The organism is Acetivibrio cellulolyticus CD2 (genome assembly GCF_000179595.2).
GTDB lineage: Bacteria > Bacillota > Clostridia > Acetivibrionales > Acetivibrionaceae > Acetivibrio > Acetivibrio cellulolyticus.
Map to the genome: position 1 here is coordinate 1,058,710 of NZ_JH556653.1, position 23,658 is coordinate 1,082,367.

General features: G+C 37.7%; 25 protein-coding genes and 5 tRNA genes. 3 read left to right on the plus strand and 27 right to left on the minus strand.

Translation table 11 applies throughout. The features are described 5' to 3' along the window. Positions 1–13: 13 nt before the first annotated feature. The 11 genes from ACECE_RS0206755 to ACECE_RS0206805 all read right to left on the minus strand — a co-directional run bounded on the left by ACECE_RS0206755 (position 14) and on the right by ACECE_RS0206805 (position 9,600). The gene (locus tag ACECE_RS0206755) at positions 14–748 is read right to left on the minus strand and encodes a sigma-70 family RNA polymerase sigma factor (protein WP_010245854.1); all 735 of its coding nucleotides are present in this window, start codon (positions 746–748) and stop codon (positions 14–16) included. A gap of 120 nt (positions 749–868) precedes the next feature. Further along, entirely contained in the window at positions 869–1,426 is a 558-nt protein-coding gene (locus tag ACECE_RS0206760; RefSeq protein ID WP_010245857.1) for a terminase small subunit, read from the minus strand. 62 nt (positions 1,427–1,488) lie between these two features. Then, positions 1,489–1,848 (minus strand): hypothetical protein, encoded by a 360-nt coding sequence (locus tag ACECE_RS0206765; RefSeq protein WP_010245861.1) that lies wholly within the window; start codon positions 1,846–1,848, stop codon positions 1,489–1,491. 76 nt (positions 1,849–1,924) lie between these two features. After that, on the minus strand, positions 1,925–2,284 hold the full coding sequence (locus ACECE_RS0206770; RefSeq protein ID WP_010245864.1) for a hypothetical protein: 360 nt from the start codon (positions 2,282–2,284) through the stop codon (positions 1,925–1,927). 15 nt (positions 2,285–2,299) lie between these two features. After that, a complete protein-coding gene (locus tag ACECE_RS0206775; protein ID WP_010245867.1) occupies positions 2,300–4,066 on the minus strand; it encodes a hypothetical protein in 1,767 nt (588 codons plus the stop codon). Between the two features lie 17 nt (positions 4,067–4,083). Continuing rightward, on the minus strand, positions 4,084–4,662 hold the full coding sequence (locus ACECE_RS0206780; protein WP_010245870.1) for a hypothetical protein: 579 nt from the start codon (positions 4,660–4,662) through the stop codon (positions 4,084–4,086). Positions 4,663–4,972: 310 nt separating this feature from the next. Further along, positions 4,973–5,758 (minus strand): RNA polymerase sigma factor, encoded by a 786-nt coding sequence (locus ACECE_RS0206785; protein ID WP_010245873.1) that lies wholly within the window; start codon positions 5,756–5,758, stop codon positions 4,973–4,975. Further along, on the minus strand, positions 5,755–6,405 hold the full coding sequence (locus tag ACECE_RS0206790) for a hypothetical protein (RefSeq protein ID WP_010245876.1): 651 nt from the start codon (positions 6,403–6,405) through the stop codon (positions 5,755–5,757). Before ACECE_RS0206790 ends, ACECE_RS0206785 begins: the two co-directional genes overlap by 4 nt. Positions 6,406–6,746: 341 nt before the next feature. Continuing rightward, positions 6,747–9,119 (minus strand): virulence-associated E family protein, encoded by a 2,373-nt coding sequence (locus tag ACECE_RS0206795; protein ID WP_010245879.1) that lies wholly within the window; start codon positions 9,117–9,119, stop codon positions 6,747–6,749. A gap of 7 nt (positions 9,120–9,126) precedes the next feature. Next, positions 9,127–9,360 (minus strand): helix-turn-helix domain-containing protein, encoded by a 234-nt coding sequence (locus tag ACECE_RS0206800; RefSeq protein WP_010245881.1) that lies wholly within the window; start codon positions 9,358–9,360, stop codon positions 9,127–9,129. Between the two features lie 21 nt (positions 9,361–9,381). Then, positions 9,382–9,600 carry a helix-turn-helix transcriptional regulator gene (locus ACECE_RS0206805; RefSeq protein ID WP_010245884.1) on the minus strand — a complete coding sequence of 73 codons (219 nt, stop codon included), beginning with the start codon at positions 9,598–9,600 and terminating at the stop codon, positions 9,382–9,384. A 183-nt stretch (positions 9,601–9,783) separates the two neighbouring features. On the opposite strand from ACECE_RS0206805, the gene ACECE_RS30040 reads away from it, so the two are divergent. Both ACECE_RS30040 and ACECE_RS0206815 read left to right on the plus strand, forming a co-directional pair. Beyond that, positions 9,784–10,374 carry a helix-turn-helix domain-containing protein gene (locus ACECE_RS30040; RefSeq protein ID WP_010245887.1) on the plus strand — a complete coding sequence of 197 codons (591 nt, stop codon included), beginning with the start codon at positions 9,784–9,786 and terminating at the stop codon, positions 10,372–10,374. A gap of 2 nt (positions 10,375–10,376) precedes the next feature. Further along, positions 10,377–11,648 (plus strand): tyrosine-type recombinase/integrase, encoded by a 1,272-nt coding sequence (locus ACECE_RS0206815; RefSeq protein ID WP_010245891.1) that lies wholly within the window; start codon positions 10,377–10,379, stop codon positions 11,646–11,648. A 147-nt stretch (positions 11,649–11,795) separates the two neighbouring features. Here the strand turns inward: ACECE_RS0206815 and ACECE_RS0206820 are convergent. From ACECE_RS0206820 to ACECE_RS0206895, 16 genes are all read right to left on the minus strand, one after another. Continuing rightward, positions 11,796–11,870 (minus strand) — tRNA-Cys (locus ACECE_RS0206820). A 73-nt stretch (positions 11,871–11,943) separates the two neighbouring features. Then, positions 11,944–12,018 (minus strand) — tRNA-Gly (locus ACECE_RS0206825). Positions 12,019–12,047: 29 nt separating this feature from the next. After that, positions 12,048–12,123 (minus strand) — tRNA-Phe (locus tag ACECE_RS0206830). 4 nt (positions 12,124–12,127) lie between these two features. Beyond that, a tRNA-Asp gene (locus ACECE_RS0206835) sits at positions 12,128–12,204 on the minus strand. A 6-nt stretch (positions 12,205–12,210) separates the two neighbouring features. Beyond that, positions 12,211–12,286 (minus strand) — tRNA-Val (locus ACECE_RS0206840). Positions 12,287–12,494: 208 nt separating this feature from the next. Further along, on the minus strand, positions 12,495–13,367 hold the full coding sequence (hslO, locus tag ACECE_RS0206845; RefSeq protein ID WP_010245894.1) for an Hsp33 family molecular chaperone HslO: 873 nt from the start codon (positions 13,365–13,367) through the stop codon (positions 12,495–12,497). Positions 13,368–13,580: 213 nt separating this feature from the next. Then, on the minus strand, positions 13,581–13,781 hold the full coding sequence (locus ACECE_RS0206850; RefSeq protein WP_010245897.1) for a cold-shock protein: 201 nt from the start codon (positions 13,779–13,781) through the stop codon (positions 13,581–13,583). Between the two features lie 137 nt (positions 13,782–13,918). Next, on the minus strand, positions 13,919–14,224 hold the full coding sequence (locus ACECE_RS0206855) for an MGMT family protein (RefSeq protein ID WP_010245900.1): 306 nt from the start codon (positions 14,222–14,224) through the stop codon (positions 13,919–13,921). Positions 14,225–14,273: 49 nt separating this feature from the next. Further along, a complete protein-coding gene (locus tag ACECE_RS0206860; protein ID WP_117385790.1) occupies positions 14,274–15,032 on the minus strand; it encodes a class I SAM-dependent DNA methyltransferase in 759 nt (252 codons plus the stop codon). 168 nt (positions 15,033–15,200) lie between these two features. After that, positions 15,201–15,368, minus strand: a complete 168-nt coding sequence (locus ACECE_RS0206865; protein WP_010245914.1) for a small, acid-soluble spore protein, alpha/beta type — start codon at positions 15,366–15,368, stop codon at positions 15,201–15,203. 124 nt (positions 15,369–15,492) lie between these two features. Then, positions 15,493–16,776 carry a S41 family peptidase gene (locus tag ACECE_RS0206870; RefSeq protein ID WP_010245917.1) on the minus strand — a complete coding sequence of 428 codons (1,284 nt, stop codon included), beginning with the start codon at positions 16,774–16,776 and terminating at the stop codon, positions 15,493–15,495. Between the two features lie 217 nt (positions 16,777–16,993). Then, positions 16,994–18,118: a murein hydrolase activator EnvC family protein gene (locus ACECE_RS0206875; RefSeq protein WP_010245920.1), complete on the minus strand. Its 1,125-nt coding sequence runs from the start codon at positions 18,116–18,118 to the stop codon at positions 16,994–16,996. A gap of 145 nt (positions 18,119–18,263) precedes the next feature. Next, entirely contained in the window at positions 18,264–19,148 is an 885-nt protein-coding gene (gene ftsX, locus ACECE_RS0206880) for a permease-like cell division protein FtsX (RefSeq protein WP_010245923.1), read from the minus strand. Next, on the minus strand, positions 19,117–19,824 hold the full coding sequence (gene ftsE, locus ACECE_RS0206885; protein ID WP_010245926.1) for a cell division ATP-binding protein FtsE: 708 nt from the start codon (positions 19,822–19,824) through the stop codon (positions 19,117–19,119). The genes ftsX and ftsE overlap by 32 nt, the downstream gene beginning before the upstream one ends. A gap of 106 nt (positions 19,825–19,930) precedes the next feature. Then, a complete protein-coding gene (locus ACECE_RS0206890) occupies positions 19,931–21,013 on the minus strand; it encodes a helix-turn-helix domain-containing protein (protein WP_010245929.1) in 1,083 nt (360 codons plus the stop codon). 151 nt (positions 21,014–21,164) lie between these two features. Continuing rightward, positions 21,165–22,277 (minus strand): ABC transporter ATP-binding protein, encoded by a 1,113-nt coding sequence (locus ACECE_RS0206895; RefSeq protein WP_010245931.1) that lies wholly within the window; start codon positions 22,275–22,277, stop codon positions 21,165–21,167. 254 nt (positions 22,278–22,531) lie between these two features. Here ACECE_RS0206895 and argC point away from each other — a divergent pair, with 254 nt between their 5' ends. Next, on the plus strand, positions 22,532–23,572 hold the full coding sequence (gene argC, locus ACECE_RS0206900; protein WP_010245933.1) for an N-acetyl-gamma-glutamyl-phosphate reductase: 1,041 nt from the start codon (positions 22,532–22,534) through the stop codon (positions 23,570–23,572). Positions 23,573–23,658: the final 86 nt, after the last annotated feature.

Consider the following 23,658-nt stretch of genomic DNA (forward strand, 5'->3'; position numbering starts at 1 on the left):
TAACACACTAGTTTCAATACGCAAACTTGTAATAATCATCTAAGATTGCCATATCTACAGCCTTTCCCCTTCTAACGTTATATTTCTTTGACCGAATCTCAGCCTCGTGCTCTGCAAGCATCCTCTGACCCCATTCTGATTTCCTTATTTGGCGTAGTGCTTTGTTGTGTATTTGCCGTATGTTTTCGCTGCTACATGAGTATATACCAGCTATATGTGCAAATGTGTATTCATAACCATTCCACCCATAGAACATTTTTATTATTTCCTGCTGTTGCTCTGTCAGATGACCACTCATGACTTGCTCAAGCTCAAACCGTAACTCTTTATTGTGTATATAGTTCCAGAATCTCTTTTCCGCTTCTGAATCTGGTATCATATCCTCATAGGTTATATCACTGTCAGGCTCTACAGGTGTATTGGTACTAATCGTGGTTACTTTTGGCGTGTAATCACCAATGTGCCGTTTGATTCTGTTCTTAATATAATGGGACGCCCATGTTGTAAACAATGCACCCTTATCCGGTTTAAAGCTTTTAGCTGCTCCAAGTAAAGCAATCCATGACTCTTGAATTAGATCTTCGTAGGTTATTACGTCACCACAGGCACTTATCACTGTTCCCCCTGATCTATTAGCAAAGTAATGCAGTAACTTTATATTTGCTTCTGTCAGATCATTAATTGCTTTAATCTTGTCAGTGTCCGTTGTTGCCGTCTGATAAGCCAATACTATTTCTTCATTACTCATTTAACCCCTCCTGATTTACAGCCCATAAAAACTAGGGCAGGAGTTCCTCGAATACTACCCAGCATAATCAACGTATTCTGATTTGCCGTCTATTACCAGAGCTCAAATTTGAGCTCAGCTTCATTCCTTCAACTGAATCATGATTGATTCTAGCATATCAAAACCGCTACCGACATCTACCTTCACTTTATCCGTAAACATTCCTAGATGCCTTCCGAGCAGTTCCAAAGCCCTTATCTTGTCACAGGTATTTACTTCAATTCCATGCTTGCCCTGCTTAATTCCTGCGATAGCTTTTTTCTTTTCATCTGGAATTTCGTCTGTTGGTTCTATCTCTACAACATTATAGAACTCCTCTTTTTGAATAACGCTACCTTCATCATCAAGCACAGGCTGCGTGATTGACTTTTTAACAACTTTAGCGAAGTCGGCACCATTAGCATTTGCTATTGCATACAGCTCTCGCAGGACAAAATCCTGCGTTATCTCTGTTCTTTCTTCTCTGTCTTTCATCCGTTTTTGAATTTGTGCTTGGATTTGAGGTTTTATGAGGTTGTCGGCTCCAGTTCTATAAGCCGTCTTTTTAGAATACCCCGCCCTAATCGCCGCCTGAGTGGCGTTTAAATCTATCAGGTACTCATCTACAAATATTCTTTGTTTCAATGTAAGTTGTGCCATCTAAATCACCTTTCTTTGTTTTAGCCCTATACACTAGTTAGCCAGTGTATAGGGCATTGTGTTTACTCTTTTAGCTCATGAGCTTCCAGCCATCTGTTTAAATCATAGCCGTATTTAAACTCAGTAGCTGCTGGGGCAACAACCCCAATAGCGGCTCTTAATTCAGCTATAATTGTCCATTTTGGCTTATTGGACATGTCAATAGAATACTGGGCACATAATGCCGTTGTTTCTGCCTTTGTGGCTCTATCTAATGCATCCGGCTGCTCGTCTGTTGACCTATCAACATGATACCCATACCATGCTTCTAGCTGGTTCATATGTACGCCATCTCGAACCCATCCAACTCCATTGATAAAAGGAATTGTAAGTTGATCCTCATTGCTATATCCGTCTGTTAAAGTGCTCCATACTTTAGCCATGGTTAATCCACCTTTCTTTGTTTTAAGTCCTATATATTCGCTAGCTAGTGTAAAGGGCTTTGTGCTTGCCAGTATATTATGGCTGCTTTCTGTTGAGTAGTTTGTCTGAATCGCAAGAATTCACAATGTGAATTGAAGGCATAAGAGATCCACCATTATCAAGAATATATTTTGCAGCTTGATTCTTAATTGAAGCTGCCGCACTAATCTGAATAATCTTAAAAAAGCTCTGCCTTGCGTCATTAATGGCCTTCACCCTTGCAACATAAGCTGCTAATGAATCAAGATATCTGTTATAGTCCGCTTTTAAAGTTGCCTCAAGGGCTTCAAGTTCAGTTATAGCTGCTGCATCCCAAGTTTTAATTGCATCATTTACATTTGAAACCGAAACCGGAACCCAGTCAGTTCCATTCCATCTATTTAGAATTTGTGCCATTTCGAATCCTCCTTCTTACTCGCCGTCAATAACAATTACCAATTGATTTGGTAGCCAATCAGTTTTTGCGGCAGCCTCAGCTTGAGTCATTACAGGAATTACCCCAGTTACGTTTGCATTTGAATAGTCGTGATTCCCTAAACCATACATTGTTTCCATTGGAGCATTGTATCTAAATGTTTCATTCTCAAAAAATGACATTGTTGTATGGTCTATTTCGTCACTAATTGTCAGGTTTTTGCTATGTAAGTACTCTGTAGAATCAACACCATTAATTTTAAGACAGGTTACATTGTTTGCAACGTATAAATTATCATACACGTACAAAGTACCCGCCATAAAATCTATACGTTCCATTTTTGCAGGTGTTCCACCAACTATACCGGATTTGCCTATTATTAAAGTATTGCCATTTGTTGTATAAGCTGTTTTCAATACTATATATTGATCGGGTCCAAGATTAAAGTTAAGGCTTCCCGTGCCGGATCCATTGTGCATAGTTACGTTTGCAGCCGTTATATTTCCGCCAAATGTTCCAGAGCCTTCGATGTCAATATTTTTAGCCTTTATTCTTCCGTCAGTATCAACGAAAAAATTCCTTTCAAGACCGCTTCCAGAATTTGAATATATGCTTATTCCTTCTATCGCGTTTGCAAGAACATGAGCTTTTCCGTCAGAACGTTCAACCTTTAGCCCGTAACCGGGTCCAAAGCTGGCACCATTATACACTTGATCTTTTACAACTCGTTGTGCCATTTGCTTTGTAAGGGATCCTTGAAACTTGAATTCACTTTGCTGCTCACTTTTGGAAGGTGCCGAGCTCTGTTGAAGCAAACCACCTTTGAAGCTGATTTTGTTAACGGCAAGTATGCTTGTGATCTCTGTTGTATCAAGTAAAACTATTTTTATGGCATCCCCTGTCTCCAGATCTGGTCTACCACGCCAGCTCATATTGAACGGAACATAAGAAAGCCCATCCACGACAGAAAACGCATTACTGAACTGGCTCTGCTCTAAGAACATGAACCGATTCTCAAACTTCAATGTATTGTCATCAGTTCCGGTACCAAGTTCCAATACCTCTCCTTCTGCATTATGTACTACCTGAAGCTTAGTATAAGTTTTCTGAGGATTTGTTTGTTCTGCTCGTATATAGCTGGATGCTGTTATGGTTGCAACAGGTAAGCTTGTTGTGAGAGGTACAAATATCAATTCCCCAGCTCTATTCAGCTTTATGTTAGCACTATGAGCTGATGCAATGCAGGACAACATTTCTCTAATGCTTATAGTCTCATCCTTATACGGGATCTGGAAAGCAGGATTAATTACTACATCGGAATCAATGCCCAGTATAGTGCATATCTCATCAAAAACTGAAGCCATCGACACTGGATACGTTAAGCTAGATATGTATGGCTGTTCTGTTGTTATGAGTTTATCTACACATTCAAAGCTCCAGACGCCATTTTGATATTTTCTTGCATCAATATAGAACTCGCCCATAGGAATCCATTCTGTATAGCCCCCACTACCATTAAGCCTAATCTCGGGAACTATCTTCGCATTAGTAGATATTACGCTTGCTGTTTTTAGCTTCATACTTAGCTTAGCAGGTATGACTGTGCCGATAGTTAGCTCATCCCCACCAGTAATCATATCTTCAACAGTGAATTCTACTACCTCATCACTGCCATACACTAGACCACCTATGATAGCCTGCGCTTCAAACTCTCTGTTTGGTAGCCCAATGTAGCTTTTATATAGCTCAGAGGTTGTTATCATTTTACCATCACCTCTCCTTACAGTTTGAATACTCCGCTCTGTTCTAAGTAGTGGATTGCTATACCGCTAATTATATCTCCAGCACCATAGCTGCTGCTGAAGGTTCTATTAATTTCAGCTCTTGCATTCTCTAATAACTCAGATTGGTTTACCACTCTTGGCAAGCTTTCCAGTAAAGATCTTTTCACTGGAGCCCCACCTGGAAAGTCCGCAATACCCATTATAAAGCTTCTAACTGATTCTATGGTACTGTTATCCTGCTTCTCAATTGCCGGTGCTACTATCTCGTTTAACAGTTTAGGTGTCAGCCCTCTTCCGATAAGTTGCATCTTTGTAAAAATGTTAGAAACTACTGTCTGATACTCTACGCTACTTGTATCCGGTTTTGTGATGTCAGCAAGCTTTCCGTCTATAACCTCATTAATGCCTTTAATGTATTCCTGCCGTTTACTTTCAAGTTTTTGGTTCATCTTCTTTTCTGCATCCAACAAATACTCCTGTGAATACATATTACTGCCTTTCATTACCTCGAACTTTTCTCTTTCTGATTTTGCATAACTTACGTATGCGTTCATATAATTCTTTGCTCTCTGCATATTCGATCCTCTTCTTTCTTTGATATATGTTTTTACTATAGTCCTCTAAAAAGAAAGTTTGGGGCGAGAAGCGAAACCTAATCGCCCCTAAATACATATTAGATAATACATAAAAGCACAAAGCCGCGTTCATTCACCCGCCGGGTAGGGTGTTCTCTTTAACGTCCAGCACCCAGGACAACACACACAAGAAAAATCACGGTACCGCTTTTTCATTCACTGATGCGAAAAACAGGTTCAGTATGCTCTTTAATGCCTCATACCGAAGGCCGATTAAATACACTTCATGATAACCACCCCAAAACTTGAATTAGAAGCCCCTACGCAAGGATTCATAATCCCAAATATCCGCCCTTCTAGCTAGTTCCTCTCTTTTAAGTACCAGGTCTTCCACTGCTGAACTAAAACTTGAATTGAAAGCTGTGTACCCTTTACGTTTATAGAAGTTAGTAAGTCCATCCAATATACGTTCTGCTTGAATTCTAGCTATTGCGGGCTTTTTCCTTAATTCTCTCAAGGCATCTTTTTTAATTCGACGAACACTGCCATATACAATGCCCAACTGTTCCGCTATCTCGTCTTGTTTTGCTTGCTTCAAATAAGCTAGAATTAAAATATCTCTATGCCTTGGTGAAAGCCTTTGCATGCACTCAAAAACAATATTCATAATACGTTGATGTTCTAACTGCTCGAGCATATCATCAAATGCTAATTCAGCCTCTGGACAAGGTACAGCATCTATTAAGTGCAACTCGTCATTATCTTCTGAGATTGGTTTGTTTAGTGATTCTGCTGTAAGTAATACATCCCTTCGGCTAGTTCGGGTTCCTATCTCTTTCCTAAATTGGTGTCGGAGGTAGAAGCTTAAATATCCTATAAATGAACATCCTGCATCAGGGTCGTAGTTCTTTATTGCACTACACAAAGCCAGATATCCAGATTGAACAAGATCATCCAATTCAACCTTTGTATTACCGCTACGCTGTATAAATAAGTACGCTTGTTTATGGATAAATCGTCTTACCTGATCCCATAGGTCGGTCATGAAGTCCTTTTCTCCTGATTTGATTTTCTGAACAAGTTCCTCATTACTCATTTTGACCTCCTACCATACTTGCTTACTAGGCTATCAAGGATGTGCTTAAGCTCTAGTAATGACTGCGGATACCATATATAATCCACTGATAGCCTTCTTGACATATTCCATACACATACATAATTGCAAACGCCTTTTCGTGAATGAGCAATCCCAGAAACCTCAATATCATAGCCATTGCCTATATAGATGTATATACAGTCTTCTTTATCAATCATTTTGATTTTGTAGGAGTCCCCCAGATATTCGAGAGCGGCTTTCATCCGATTGCCTAACAAGGGCTCTTTCTGCTTTTTTCTGTCTTTAATAGGATGGAAGCTATTTCGCCGTGTCACTTCTATAAAAGCATTTTTTATAGTTTTTTCTGACCTGAATCCGTATGTTTTATCAAGGTAATGCTGCATACGATTGTAATCTGAACCAAGCCATGGTTCATACTCTTGATCGGGACTTTCCCTATCTCGCCATGGAAGCGGACCCTTTATAACTACGATGTTATTAGAAGCATCATAGGCGAGTATATCTTTGAACTCACTTTTTAGTATTAATTCAGCATTAATAGCAGTTGGGAGTGGCCTCCCGGTCTTTGCATCAACTTCAAGATGTGCTTTCCATGCGTCAGGATCCGGCTTTTTCTGTTTTTCCATAATCGCTGCACCTCCATCTATTTCTCTCGACTTACCGATGCAATCCAGTAAATATAAGGGTTACATCATTTTTGGTAAGTCGAGTAAGTGAATTCTTATGCTTCCTATATATACATAACGTTTAAGTTACTTTAAGTGTATATTTATATGCCTATACACTACTTATTCTCTATTTCATTACTTTTACTAAATATCTACTTACTCGACTTACCAACAAGGCTACACCCATTGTATTTACTGGATTGCACCCGGTAAGTCGATACTTGTTTTTTCGACTTACCATCCACTTACTCGACTTACCTCTGGAAATTCTTTCCGCTTACCTCGACTTACCTGTCGACTTACCTATCTTGTGTTCGAACATATACCTTTTGAAGACCATAGCCCGGCACTTTCGCTTGACCTTTATTGGCTTTGTATGGTTCCCATCCCGGAATGCGAGATAAGAGTCCGATAATTGCCCTCGCTTCCCAATTAGGTATACTTCCATTCTCTTCAATGCACTCGACCCATATCTCTATAGCACTAACCCGATCTCGGCGAATATTCCCATTTGGTGAAGCATAGTAATTTCTACGTTCATATTTATCCATCTGTGCCCAGTTATCGCTGATTGGCGTTTCCAAGTATTCCATAATCTTACCTAGCCTTGGATCTATCTCTGTATGATTTTCCTGTCGTTCTTTTGCGATAGCGTCAGCTTCTGGTGAAAGCCTTACAGATTCACCATTCTTATAATAGTGCAAAGCTTCAGCCCATATCTGTGCCAGTAGTGCATCGGTAAGATGATCAAAATGGATATATTTACGATTCTGTGGAATTACCTCTATAGGCCAAAACCGACGTCCTCCGGTATTATCCTTTAAGAAATCAAAGGTGTTGGTTGTTCCAAAAAATACGCATTTCCTCGGAAAGTCAGAAACAACTCGATCATAAGCAACTCTATAACGATCTGTAGTTCTCGATAGAAAGGCTTTTGTTTCTTCTGATTCTGTTTTTTTCAAGGCTGATAGCTCAGGTAGTTCAATAATCCAAGCACGCTGCAAATGCTCGCCTGCTTCTTTATTATCAAAGTTTCTGATACTGTCAGAAAACCACTCGCCTCCTAGTCTTGCTATAAAACTGCTTTTATGTGATCCCTGAGGACCTACCAGAACTACAACCTCATCAAATTTGCACCCTGGCTCATAAAGCCTTTTACAGGCTGCTACAAGTATTTTTCTAGATACTTCCCGCTCGTAGACCCCGTCGGGAGTCCCAAGATAATCACGAAAGATATAATCTATTCTAGGTGTTCCATCCCATATCGCTGATTCCAAATAATCCTTTATTGGGTGGAATGTGTTGGAGTGTACCACTTCTGTAAATGCGTTCTGAACTGTTGCAGCTGATTTGAAGCCATAGTGCTTTCCGAAATAGTGCAGCATTCGTTTGTCATCGGACCCAAGCCATGGCTCGTACTCTTGGTTTGGTCTTTCTCGTTTTCTCCATGGTAGATCTTGCTTAACTACCTCTGTATTACCAAACGCATCATAGGCGATTACATCCTTGAAAGCCCCACTTCTAAGTATTAATTCAGCATTCTTCGATGTTGGATATGGTATGCCAGATTTTGCTTCAACTTCAAGATGTATTTTCCATGCGTCAGGATCATCAGGATCAGTGCCAATAGCTTCAAAGTCATCCTGTACATCCGCCAAACGCTCCCTTTTTACCTCCGGGATGTTCGCCGCAAACTCCATCATAGCCTTATAGCTTGGGTATTTGCTGCTAGGAGTGTGCTCTTTCACATCCTCATCCAGATGCCCGAACTTGTGTATACGTATAAGGTCAAATACATTATGACAATGCCCATCATTGGCTGGGTCGCTTTGGTGCTCGCTGTACATCCATTTATCATCATATATTCGCATGCCTCCGAAGGTAGAGCCTCCAGCATAAGTCCAACGGTCATCCGATGTAGTTGGTAGATATACATCTGGGATGAATGCTTCTATACCATCTTGGATGCTGTACAGTTTACAGAACACACCGATAACACCGGGCTTTTCTTCAGGGTCACCTAACTTCTTGAGTTCTGCATTAATCGACTTCTCACTGTCTGGATGCTTTGGCCACTCTGAGGGGTCTCTCCAATCTGCGTATTCGTTCAATACATCATCTACTATTAAAGGCTCGCCCTCTCCAATAGATAATTCTGGTTTTGCATCCTTGGAACAGCTAGGAAAGTACATAAGCCGATGTACGTCGAATGTGGTTTTATCGAAGTATGCCATTCCGATTCTGTCTGCCATCTTTCGAGCTACTGCTGCATACTCGTCAGGCAACATAGCTCGATCAACGGGTATTACCAAGCGGTATTTTCGTTTATCTGGTCTGCTGCTGTGAGTTGAATATATAGCATAAGCAGTGCCATCGAGCATAAGGCTTGATGTAAATATGAAGTTATTGTCTGCGTTGTCAGCATCTAACGTTATAAGCCATCTGTTCTCAACGTTTTCCTTTTTCCTACGCCCGCCTTTAATGAAACCACCAACAAATGCTGGGCCATTTTTGATTCTGTCTCGATTCTCCTTCGCCATAACATCATATTCGGCCATAGTTTCATTAGTCCGGCGTACTCTTTTAAAACGATCAACTAGATCTGCCCACTCTGGATAGTCTGGTTTCCAATTGGTATCTGAGCGGTTTTTCCCAAATGATATTTCAAGCATTATGTCATCACCTGACCATTCTCAAAGCATTTTTATTATCAGGAACCACTACAGAATTGGATTGAAGTTCGCTCAGCCAGTTATCAATAGCTTCTCGATCATAAAAGTATCTCCTTATACCAGGAAATTTTATATAAGGAATCTTTCCTTCTCTTGTAAGTCTTCCTGCAGTATCCTTAGTTAGTTTTCCATCCATGTATTCAACAAGCTCTGTTATTGTAAAAAGTTCACGCTTAGCCATAACTATTTGCACCTCCCCTATCTAGCCCTCTATGATCTGGAATATTTCATCGAAGTCGATTTCCAATGCTTTGCAAATCTTCCCGGCTGTAGAAACTGATACGCTTTTAGTCTTGCAAGTTTCTATTCGATGTATTGTTGCGACATCAACATCAGCCTCTTTAGATAATGTCCTCATGCTGAGACATTTTTTTAAGCGAGCTTGAATGATATTATCCGGTTTTGCAATTATAGTTCTCATATGGCACACCTCCTAGCCTTTTAATTATATTCACACTTTGTTGTTTTACTATATTTTGTACAACATTCGGCATATTTTTATTACACTATAATATAAACGTTAGCAAATGTCAACAGCAAACATATGCTATGCGTTGACTTTATGCTCACATTTTGATAAAATACCTATGAAAGGATGTGTAGTATGCGTAGAAAAGAAAAAGCAAATTCCCTTATGAGTCAGAGAATAAAACAGCTACGTGAGGAAAATAAAATTAACCAACATCAACTGGCTGAAATATTAGGAGTAAAAAATCAAACCATATCAAATTATGAAGCTGGTGAACGAGAGCCGAGTTATGGGGTCCTTTTGAAACTTGCAGATTATTTTAATGTATCTACAGATTTTCTATTAGGGAGAACAAATATTAGCCACTCTGATCTTGGGCAAAAAACGGAGTATTTACTGGAGCACGATGCCTATTCTGATACATTACAAGAGATATTTAACGAATACTATAAGTTTATTGATTTAGTGGATAAAGAATATGAGAAAACGCAGGAGAATTGTTTGGAGCAAAACTGGGATCCGAGGTATTGGAATTATGAATCTATTAATGAGATAGCAGCATCTAGGATTTATGAAATCAGGATTAAAACTACACCGATATTAAGTCGTATAGATAAAGTCAATAGGGATCTGCAAGAGAAAATACTGAAAGAAATTGATCAGGTATTCGATGAATCAAGAAAAGAACTTGAGTCACAGGCAAGGGCGGTCACAGAGGAGGAATAATAATGCCAGGCTACATGCGAGATCTTGGGAACGGAAAGTTCCAGTTTGAAGTCAGCAAAGGTCACACCGGGGGCGGCAAGCGTAATAAAGCATACAAGACTATTCAAGCAAAAGGGAAAACCCCAGAGGCGCAACAGAAATATGCGGAGAAGCAATTGGCCTTGTTTGTTGCCGAGGTTGAATCTGGCAACTTCCAAGCCCCAACAAAGTACACATTCGCCCAGTATTCTGAGGAATGGAAGAAAAGTAAGGAGCGGGAACTAGCACCCCTGACGTTCTATCGGTACTGCAATCTTCTCCGGCTGCATATCATTCCTGAGATAGGTGGTTATAAGCTGGAAGAGATAAATGCCTTGCTGCTTGATACTGCTTATAATAATATGCGGGAGCTGAAGCAGAGAAAATATAGAAAAAAGGATGGAACTGAAAAAATAAAAGATTATAGCCTATCTGAGCAAACTATAAAGCATATTCACAGATTAATTGGCACCATACTGCAAACAGCTTTCAGAAAAGGCTTAATAAAGGAAAACCCAATCACCCGAACCGATGTGCCACATGTTAAGAAGAAAGAACCTAAGTATTACGATCAAGAGCAGATATCTTCCCTTATTGCTGCTCTTGAAGATACAGACATTCAATTTAAAACTGCCGTCCATGTCACTCTTGCTTCTGGGTGCCGCTTGGGTGAATTACTTGGGTTGGAGTGGTCTGATATTGATTATGATAAATGCACAATAGATATAAGACAAGCAGGTCAGTATATACCTGGACAGGGCGTATTCACAAAAGACCCTAAAAATGAAACTTCTAAGCGTATTGTTTCGATGCCAAGACCTGTTATGGATATGATCTCTCATCTGGAATATGAGAAAAAAGTCAGTAAAGTGAAGCTGGGAAACAAATGGCAGGGAGGTAATATCAAGGATAAAGCTGAAAGGGAATATGATGGCAGGCCTAATAGATTATTCACCAGAGCAGACGGATCACCTATGTACCCTAACAGGTTATCTAAACAATGGAAGGCATTCATCGATAAGTCAGACCTACCCAAGATCACCTTCCACGGGCTACGGCATACCAGTGCATCCTATCTCATCTCCTGCGGACAGGATGTTGTATCTGTCGCTAAGAGGCTCGGCCATAGCAGCAGTAATACAACATTAAGTATTTATGCACATGCTTTCAAAAAACGTGATGAGGAAGCAGCAGTACATATGGACAAACTATATCCCCAGAGTGAGGATAAGCAGCAAGGGAACAAAGCAAATTGAGTATCAAACATCCGGCTCCGTATAGGGGCTTTTTTATTTGTCCGTTTTCTGTCGGTAGAAATGTCGGTAACTTTTCGGGTTGTCGGTAAAGTGTCGGTATTTGCCCTCATAATGAAAAATACCAAACCCTTGAGGGCTTGGTATCATTGGAGGCGCCACCCAGATTTGAACTGGGGGATAAAGGTTTTGCAGACCTCTGCCTTACCACTTGGCTATGGCGCCATATTTTTACTGGATTCAGATGCTAAAAGTCAGATATCTTCTCTGACTTTAGCAACTCTATCCTGTATTATTTTGGAGCGGGTTACGAGATTTGAACTCGCGACTTTCACCTTGGCAAGGTGACACTCTACCGCTGAGTTAAACCCGCATAATCAATTCCTGCTATGCAGGAATCTTTGGTGCCCAGAGCCGGAATCGAACCAGCGACACGAGGATTTTCAGTCCTCTGCTCTACCGACTGAGCTATCTGGGCAAATTGGCGACCCGGAAGGGGCTCGAACCCTCGACCTCCAGCGTGACAGGCTGGCATTCTAACCAACTGAACTACCGGGCCAATTTATGGTGGGCACTATAGGGCTCGAACCTATGACCCCCTGCTTGTAAGGCAGGTGCTCCCCCAGCTGAGCTAAGCGCCCGCACCACCGTATCGCGTTTCAGCGACAATTGATAGTATACAAAATTAATCAGCTTAAGTCAACACCCAAAATGCTATTAATTTAAATTTATTGTTTTATTCCTTTAAAAAGCTTTCATATACTCTTTATTACACAGTCTTACAACTCATTCTTATACATTTTTATTCTCTACAAAATTCCTTATAAATTATCCTTTACATTGATGCCCCTATTCAATTAAATCCAGCAATTCTTTTTCTGAAAATTGATATTTGGAATTGCAGAAATAGCACTGTGTTTCAGCACCGTGCTGTTCTTCAACCATACTCATTATTTCGTTTTTGCCAAGGCTCATTATATTTCTTTCCATACGCTCTCTAGTGCAATTACATTGATATTTGCATGGAGCTTTTTCTCCGATTTTTAGATTCATATCGCCTAGAATGAGTTCAAGAATATCTTCAGGAGTTTTTCCTTCCGAAAGGAGCTTCGTTACAGAAGGTATTCCGCTTATTTTTTCCTCAATAAGGCTAATTGTATTCTCGTCAGCACCAGGCATAAGTTGAATTATAAATCCACCTGAACTAAGAATAAACTCTTCGGAATTTGTAAGTACCCCTAAAGCTACTACAGAAGGCACCTGTTCAGAGGAAGCAAAATAATATGCAATATCCTCAGCTATTTCCCCTGTTACCAGATCAACATATCCAATATATGGCTCTTTTAGTCCAAGATCCCTGATAACATTAAGGTATCCATTGCTGCCGATTGCTCCTGCAACATCGTATTTACCATTTTCATTAAGCGGTAAATAAATTAATGGATTGTGTACATAGCCCCTAACATTTGCGCTTGAATCAGAAACTACAACAATTCCACCAAGAGGTCCATCTCCTTTTATCTGAATAGTAAGTGTATCCTTCGAGCCTTTCAAAAATGTAGACATTAATGAAGCAGCAGTCATTGTCCTTCCTAATGCAACGGAAGCAAGCGGAGATAACCCATGAATATTCATTGCATCCTTTACCATATTTGTAGTAATTGCCGCAATTGCTCTAACAGTACCTTCTGCCGCTGTCGCCCTAATTACATAGTCTTCCATAAAAACTATCCCTTCCCCTTAAACCATAGTTTTGTTAAAATTACAATCGTTTATCCATATTATATATTACAAAAATTAAGTTTTAAATTCTACAAAAATATTGAATTATTGTTTTCTACTATCTCAAAAATATACTTTTAGAAATGTAAAACCCCGGTATATAATATACCGGGGTGAGTTCGGCCATCTTTATATAATATTTTAAGACACCGATTAGGCTCTTGTTACATTTGAAGCCTGAGGTCCTTTAGCACCTTCAACAACTTCAAACTGAACTTCTGTACCTTCTTCTAATGTCTTGTAGCCATCCATGTTTATTGCTGAAAAATGAACGAAAACGTCATTTCCGCCATCTCTTTCGATAAAGCCGAATCCTTTCTCAGCATTAAACCATTTAACTCTTCCTCTCTCCATCCTGCACTCCTCCTGAACTAGATACTTTAACTTAGCATGCATATTTCCATGCGATTACTAAATCTTTAACAGTTTATCATAATTTGCTATAGCTTGTCAATCCAATAATTTTTATATTTATAAAATTAATGGCATTTCTAAAGCTCCCAAATATATTTTTTCAAATTTATTTTGCCGTCTTTTTCGAAAATTATACCTTCATTTTCAAGCAATATTCTTTGTTCCATCAAACCTCCAAATGCAAACCCCGAGCTAATTTCCCCGTTTCTGTTCACTACACGGTGGCACGGCACATCACCAAAGTATGGATTTTTATGCAACGCCCACCCAACAATCTTAGCTCGCCTTGGCTGGCCCAGTATTCTAGCAATTTGACCATATGTTGCAACTTTACCTTTCGGAATTTTCCGCACTACCTCATATACGTCTTCAAAAAACGCCATAAAACCTCCAACATAAATTTAACTTAAAATAAACTTGTTATAAAATACGTCAGATCTTGTTGGCTCTACATACATAGAAATTTCTTTGACTTTTTTTAGAAGGATAGCTTAACTTTAACTCATCATATATATTTAAAAGCTTTAATCCGCTATCATTTATCAAGTCTTTGAGTTCATTTTTATCGTATGACCTTTCATAATGGACTTCATCATGCTTTTTATAGCACTCGGAATCCTTGATAAAAAAAGTCAATTCAAACTCACAAACCTTTGACTTTTTGTTATAATAGTTCTGCCATATGTAGGTTGCTTCATCAGAAATATCATAAAACACATTTTCTCCAAATATATTTTCAAATTTGTAAGGTGTATTTATATCAAAAATGAATAATCCATCCGGATTTAAATAATTTTTTACAAGCTTAAGCATTCTTTTTATATCTTTTTTGTAGAGTATATAATTAAGACTGTCCATAAGACACACTATTGTATCAACAGTACCATATAACTCAAAGTTAGTCATATCCTGATTCAGATATAAAATATTTAACCCCTGCTCTTCACTCTTAAACTTAGCACAGCTTAACATATCGGTCGACATATCAATACCTATCATCTCATAGCCCCTTTTAGCCATTTCAATGCAAAAATTGCCTGTGCCACACCCCAAATCAAGGATCAACGATGGTTTATGATTATTAATTTTAAATATTTCTTCAATATAATCTGCCCATTTTGTATAATCTATATCATACATGAGCTTGTCATATATATAAGCAAAGTTAGAGTAAATTGGTTCCACCCCCATCAAAGAAAATTTCAACTTTTTCATTATAACATATCAAGACAGCAGTAACAATCAGAGCAACAATCAAAAAATCCTTACAAAATAATATATCGCAGTGGCAATCTGCAATTTTGCAGTAAATACCATTGCGATAAACATATAAAGAGCAATTTTATTATGTATGCATATCTATTGGCCCTTTTCCATTTGGAGCATCTTTTTTTTCTTTGTCATCAATCCGCCTATACGGCCTGTTTCTTTTGCAGTAAGGCTCTTCCAACCGTTTTTCTTAATCTTTTCAAACAATCCAAGCTCATTTGCTACCTCATATTTTAATTTTTCGTCTACATCCTTCATTTATTAACACCTCCTAACAGTATTATGTACATAATTCACCCAAATATACACAAAAAATGGAATACGCCTTTTATACGTATTCCATTTATGATTTAAATTTTGATTTGTAAATGTATATAATCTGTTATTTAATAGCCCCTTTAACCACTTCGATAGCTTTCTGAAGTTGGTTATCTTCAGCCCTTGGAATTTGGGATACAGCTGTACCCTTATATTTCTCCGGAACCTCAATTTTTACATTTGGTTCAATACCTACACCCTGTATGCATACACCTGAAGGTGTAAAATACCTGGCAATTGTAACTTTCAGACCTGAACCATCATCCAGATTAACTACTGCTTGAACAAGGCCCTTTCCAAAAGTCTTTGTTCCAACCAAAGTGGCTTTATTGTGATCTTTAAGCGCTCCCGAAAGAACCTCGGATGCACTTGCACTATTTTCATTTACCAATACTGCTATTGGTACATTCAACTCAGTTGCATCTGACTTTTTCTCCTGTTTATTTCCCTTCTTATCCTCTGTGTAAACAATTAACCCCTCAGGTACCAACCTGTCTGCTATTGATGAAACCTGGTCGTAATCACCTCCAGGATTATCCCTCAAGTCAATTATAAGTCCTTTTATATTCTTTTCGAGTAAGCCATTTAAATGTTCTTGAAAGTATTTAGAGATCTCGCTGTCAAACATCGAAATCTTTATATATCCGATATTATCTGCCAACACTTCACTTTTTATATTTACAACCTTTATTTTTTTCCTTGTAACGTTAAAGTCCAGATATTTCCCTTCAGATGGTCGGTAAACTGTTATCTTAACACTTGTGTTCTCTTTCCCCTTAATCATGCTTATGATCATATCTTCATCTCTAACAGTTGTAACATCCTTATCGTCAACCTTCACTATCTTGTCATCCTTGGCAACACCTGACTCAAGTGCTGGCGACCCTTCAAAAGGTTCCACTACTGTCAGAAGACCATTTTCATCCATTTGCACTTGTACTCCTATACCTACATAACTACCCTGTGACTTTTCACTAAACTGTTTCATTTGATCTTTTGTAAAATATACTGTATAAGGGTCATTCAAGGCTTCTGTCATGCCTGAAATTGCACCTTCAAGCATTTCATTTTCATTAGTATCCTTATAGTAGTATTCTTCAAGTAAATCCCTTACTTTATCAAATTTCTTTACATTTTCATATTGGACATTCTTATTGTTAAACTGGATTGCATAGTTTGGATTAAACTCCGCAACATTTGCTTGATCCTGTGTGGTAACATCAGGTATAACTACATAATTCGGATTGAAATAGTGCCATAATAAAAACCCCAGCACAGTAATAGCATTTGTCATTATAACTGCAACAATAATCGGTAAAACTTTTCCGGTAAATATGTTTTTTTCCAAAGTCTGAACACTCCCTTTATTTCCCCCTAGGGTCTGATTTATATTGTAATAAGTCAAGCTAATTTTAAATTAATGTTACTATTTTAAAAGCCTTAATCATTATATCATATGCTTGTTGATTTAATAATATAATAGCTCATCTTCCTGTAAAAAAATTTAAATAAGGTCCGGAGTTATCCGGACCTATTGCACAAACCTATAGGTTCATTTTATTTTACTATTTACTTACATATCTTAAAGGATCAGTTGTAGAACCATTTTTTCTCACTTCAAAATGCAGATGTGGTCCAGTCGACATCCCGGTACTTCCAACTTTAGCAATAGTTTCGCCTGCTTTTACTGTCTCACCGACACTAACCAGCAACTTACTGCAGTGAGCATATAAGGTTGTTATGCCTCCTCCATGATCAATTACTACTGTATTTCCGTATCCACTTTGCCAACCTGCCATAATAACAGTTCCTTTATTTGCAGCTACTATTGAAACACCTTGGTTTGCCGAAATATCTATTCCTGTATGCATTTTATACTTTTTGAGTATAGGATGCAGTCTATTTCCATAATAAGAGGATACCCTCGAAGAACTAGGACATGGCCAGGTCATACTTCCACCTGCATATGATCCTTTTCTCTGAAGATTCTTAATCTGGTTTACTAAAGCATTTGATTGACTCAGCAGCTTATCTTCTTCATCTTCAAGTTTATCAAGGCGTGAATTAATATCCCTTATCTCTTCGTCTACATTTGCTCTTGAAGCACTTAAGTTATTTATCGTTTTCAAAGACTGATTAGCAATTTCCTGAAACTTTTCTTTTTCATTAGTTGCTTCTTGTTTCTTGTACTCTATATCAGTCTTAACTTCTTTAATTCCATCAATTATCTCTTTATCTTTTTTACTTATTGTTGATACCAATTCAAGTCTTTCTAAGAAATCAACAACATTCTTTGATTCTGCCAGTGTATCTATATATGTAAAATCGGAATTTTCATACATTATCCTCAATCGTACTTTTAAGATCTCCATCTTATCATTGTATTCCTGTTCACTAGCCGCAATTGCTTCATCGAGGTCTATTATGCCATCATTTATTTCATTTAATTTAGTTAATAACCCCTGATATTCTTTATTCTCTTTTTTCTGTGCTGATTCTAATTCTTCTTTTACTTCCTTTGCTGATTTTAATTTCTTCTCTTCGGTCTTCTTTTGCTTGGCCAAATCGCTGATCTTTTTATCAACAGTTCTTTTCTGTCTTTTAGCATCCGTGAGCTTATCAGCAAAAGCCGGCATCATAAGTGACGTAACCATTACAATAGAAATAAAAATGCATAAAGCTTTCTTCACGTTTACTACCTCCTAGTATAACTTTTTTCCTTTGTTAGATTTCTAAGGACTTCGACTATAACCAACCTTTCTTTTTCCCATAGACTATTTCGAAGAAACAGCGTCTAAAGAGAGAATTATGAAAAGGATTATTTTGTCACATGCCCTAAACACGCAGATATTTCCTAATGGAAATAGTACTCCCCAGAGCGCCTACAACAATACCTACCAATGAAAAGATATAAATCACTTCAAATTGAAGGTCTCCTAAATTAACAAGCTTGATAATGTTAACACCTGCAGAAAACTTGCTTGCAAACGTTCCATAAGCGATACTAACAACTATAAATCCTATTACTGCACCAATTAAACCTATTATAACACCTTCAACGACAAATGGCCACCTTATAAACCAATCTGTTGCCCCAATATATTTCATTATGCTGATTTCTTTTCGTCTAGCAAATACCGTTAATTTAATGGTGTTAGATATAATAAACATAGCTACAACAAGTAAAATAATTATCAGCGCAGCATTTCCGACCTGAACCCAGGTTGCTACCTTCGAAATCATATCTATTGTTTTCTGGGAATACCTTACGTTTGATACACCTGGAATTTCCTTGAACGATTCAACTACAGCCTGCGCATCTTGAGAATTTTTTAATTCAACAACATACGAAGCAGGTAAAAAACTTTCTTCAAGGCCCTGCAATACATCCGTATCGTTCCCCAGCAATTCTTTTGTTTTCGAAAAAGCATCCTTTTTTGAGACAAATGTATACTCTTTAACTCTGGAGTCAGTTCTAATAGCCTGTTCAATGACTATAACCTGCCTGTCATCTAACTCAGGATCACAAAAAACCTGCATTTGGGGTTGCGCCTTCAAAATCTCCGTATTATGTGTTAAGTTTATTGTAATTACCAGAAATACACCCAATATAATCATTGAAGCTGTAACAACACCTATAGATGCAAGAGACATCAGGGCATTTCTATAAGTATTTATCATACCTTCCTTAATTATATACTTGGTTGTTCTTAACTTCATCTCCGTACTGTCCTTTCTCCTGATCCCTGATTATAGAACCTTTGTCAATAGCAATTACTCTCTTCTTCATTGAGTCTACTATTCCCTTCTCATGAGTGGCTACAATCACAGTTGTACCTCTGCAATTAACTTCGGAAAGTAGCTTCATTATTTCCCAGGAAGTTTCAGGATCTAAATTTCCTGTAGGTTCATCAGCAATAAGCAGTGCAGGATTATTAACCAGAGCCCTTGCTAAAGCTACTCTTTGCTGTTCCCCTCCTGAAAGTTGCCCGGGATATACATCTGCTTTTTTGCTAAGTCCTACTAAAGCCAATGCCATCGGTACCTGTCTCCTGATCTCCTTAGGAAGAGCTTCTGTAATCTGCATTGCAAAAGCAACATTTTCATAAACTGTCTTGTTGGGTAAAAGTCTAAAATCCTGAAAAACAGCACCCAAACTTCTTCTGAGGTATGGTATCTCCTTCCTCTTCAATGCTGAAACATTATACCCATTTACAAAAACTTCTCCCTCGCTAGGATCCTCTTCCTTTAAGATAAGCTTTAGCATAGTAGATTTTCCAGAACCGCTCTGTCCTACTATAAAAGCAAATTCACCTTTGTTTATATTAACATTTATATTGTTAAGTGCCACAGTTCCATTAGAATATTCCTTTGTAACTGATCTGAATTCTACCACTTTAACCTCCTAAAAACAGTGCAATATATAGATTATATATTCTACACACCCCTTAAAAACCCTCTTTTGCCGTTAATCTCTACTGTGATGAAAATATTGCTCGTGTCTACATAAACCTTTTATTACTATCAAGGTATTTTTTCACAAGCATAGCAACCTTAAAAATTATAGCGTCATCAAACATTCGCAAGTCAAGTCCTGTGATCTTTTGAATTTTATCCAGCCTATAAACCAGAGTATTTCTATGGATATATAACTGTCTTGATGTCTCACTTACATTTAAGTTATTTTCAAAGAATTTCTGTATAGTAGACATTGTTTCCGAATCGAGCGATTCAAAAGACCCGTCTTTAAAAACCTCATTAAGGAAAAGAGTACATGATGTTGTAGGTAGTTGATAAATCAGCCTTCCTATCCCCAACCTGTTATAATCATTAACGGGCTGGTCATCATCAAATATCCCCCCAATAAGTAATGCCATTTCAGCTTCCTTATATGAGCGGCCAATATCCTTTATATTATCTACAACAGTACCCACCCCAACTTTAGCCTTCACAAGCTCTGAAGAAAGAGTATCAATAATTATCCTTGATGTCTTGGTTATTTCCTTGTAATCAAATTCCTGCTTAATCTCCTTAACTAAAACAGTACTCTCATCATCCAAAATAATTACAAAGTCTTTGTTTTTCCCTGGAAACAATCCTTCAATTATTTCATGGGTATATATATCTTTGGCTTTTTCCGTATTTATAAGAAAAACAACCCGCTTGACATTATTAGCTAAATGAAGTTCCTTAGCCCTAAGAGTAATATCACCGGGTAGAATATTATCCATTATTATTCCTTTTATAAAGTTTAACTTATCATATTTCTCCTCATAATAAGTTTTCATATTAATTGCATTTACTGATATCAAAGACAGGTATTTGTAATTCTCCTTATCCTGTGAGTTTATAAAAGTAATAAATTCCAGTTTGCTTTTTATATAAACCTTAAGAAAAGACTGTCCGTCTATAACAACAAACTGATCCTTGGATCTCATTACTTCAAGAGCCAAAGCATTATTCTGACCAATAACCTTTTCATTTGAGCACGCCAAAATAAGCCCAGTGTCATCCATAATACCGAACTCTTCATTAACTATATCTTTTACTTGATTAACCAAACTTTGATAAAGCTTAACGGCCAATTTTATCCCCCCTATCATTCTATTAAGATATATCAAAAATAAGTCCATCATTAATAAGGGATTTGTAGTACATATATAATTATACACAAAAAATTTAAAAGGGAAAGATTAATTTTAATCTTTCCCTTTATATCAAATTTTGTTATGTCAATTAATTCATTATTGTCTTCTCGGTTTCCTTATCAAACAAATGGATTTTATTAGTCTCAAACGCAAGTTTGACAGTATCGCCAGGTTTTGCCTTAGTTCTTGGGTTAACTCTTGCAACAAAGTCAATTTCATCAACTACCAAGTAAAGCAATGTTTCAGAACCAAGCATTTCTACAACCTCAACTTGAGCACTTATAATGCTGTCTGAAAGTGTTTCAAGGTACATAGCTTCGTCATGAACATTTTCAGGTCTGATACCCATAACAACTTCTTTACCTATATATTCACTGCCTTCAAGTTTCTTAGCTTTTCCTTCTGGAAGTTTGATATCTTCTCTTCCAAACAGAAGGTGCATTTCTTCTCCACGTTTTTCAACTTTTGCATTTATAAAGTTCATTTGAGGACTTCCTATAAATCCTGCAACAAACATATTGTTTGGTCTTTCATAAAGGCTTGATGGAGTATCAACCTGCTGAATATATCCATCTTTCATAACAACAATTCTTGTACCCATTGTCAAGGCTTCTGTCTGGTCATGAGTAACATATATGATTGTTGTCTGAAGTCTTTGATGCAATTTACTGATTTCAGTTCTCATCTGAACCCTTAATTTAGCATCAAGGTTTGACAAAGGCTCATCCATCAAGAATACTTTTGGTTCACGCACGATAGCACGACCGAGCGCAACCCTCTGTCTTTGACCTCCGGACAATGCCTTTGGCTTTCTTTCAAGTAAGTGTTCTATGTCAAGAATCTTTGCAGCTTCAAGAACTCTTCTCTTAATTTCATCTTTTGGCAACTTTCTGAGTTTCAATCCGAATGCCATATTGTCAAATACACTCATATGTGGATAAAGAGCGTAGTTCTGGAAAACCATTGCTATATCTCTATCCTTAGGAGCAACATCATTAACGAGTTTGTCTCCTATATACAATTCACCTTCTGAAATTTCCTCAAGACCTGCAACCATTCTAAGAGTTGTAGTCTTTCCACATCCAGAAGGACCTACCAATATGATAAATTCCTTATCCTCGATGTCTAAATTAAAATCATTAACAGCTGTAACCCCACCTGCATATCTTTTGAATATGTTTTTTAGTTTAACGCTTGCCATCTTTTCCCCTCCCAATTATTCCGATCTATTCTACATATTAAATATAACACTTTAGCCAACCCCCAACTAGTATACTTTTTAACAAAATTTATTTTTGTAGATTAGTAACTTTGCATAAACTCTATACAAACATCTTGAAAATATGGCTTTTCCAAATTAAATATTTCACCATGAATATTTATAAATAATATTGAATTTTTATACATAGTTTTGTATAATTATAAATCATATAGCAATAAGAGGAGGAAAATACTATGATAAATGTAGGAATAATAGGGGCTACAGGCTATGTTGGAATAGAAATAGTAAGACTTCTTCAAAATCACCCCGAAATCAATATAAGCACTGTAATATCCCAAAGTTTTGTCGGAAAAAAAATTTCTGACGTTTATCCGAACTTAAGAAATGTATTCGATATGGAATGCGAAGAACTTGATATAGATAAAATTTCGGAAAAAGCTGATATATTTATAACTGCACTCCCTCATGGAGTATCTCAAGATGTTATACCAAAGCTCATTGAAAAGGGCAAAAGAATTGTCGACCACAGCGGCGACTTCCGTTATAAAGATGTAGAAGTATATGAAAAATGGTATAATACCAAACATGGCATGCCTGAGCTATTGGATGTTGCTGTTTATGGACTTCCTGAACTTCACCGCGAAGCAATTAAAACTGCAAAAATAATCGGGAATCCCGGATGCTATCCAACATGTTCTATTTTAGGTATTGCCCCTTTGCTTTCAAATAAACTAATAGAAACTAAAAATATTATAATTGACGCTGCATCAGGTGTAACTGGCGCAGGCAGAAGTACTGAGCTGGCCAATCAGTTCTGTGAATGCACTGAGAGCTTTAAGGCGTACAAAGTGTCTACTCACAGACATACATCAGAAATTGAACAGGAGTTGTCACTGCTAGCCGGTGAAGAAATTATGATTTCGTTTACTCCGCACCTTGCTCCTATGAAGAGAGGAATGCTTAGCACTATTTATGCTAATCTATCCTGCGATAAGTCAGCTTCAGAGTTGATTGACCTGTATAAGGAATTCTACAAGGATGAATTCTTTGTTAGGATACTGGATGAAGGCAACCTTCCTGAAACAAAACATGTTGCTGGCTCAAACTATATTGATATAGGTATTGTTGTAGATAAACGACTCAACCGTGTTATCATTTTATCAGCAGTGGATAATCTCGGAAAAGGTGCCGCCGGTCAAGCCGTTCAGGACCTCAATATAATGTGTGGATTTCCCGAACACACTGGTCTTTCTAACCCCGGGTTATATCTATAGCAATGATGAAATATAACTTCCACTACAAATTCACTTTTGATGTCAAATAGTACACGTGAAAAAGCGGAAGTTATATTTCTCCCAAT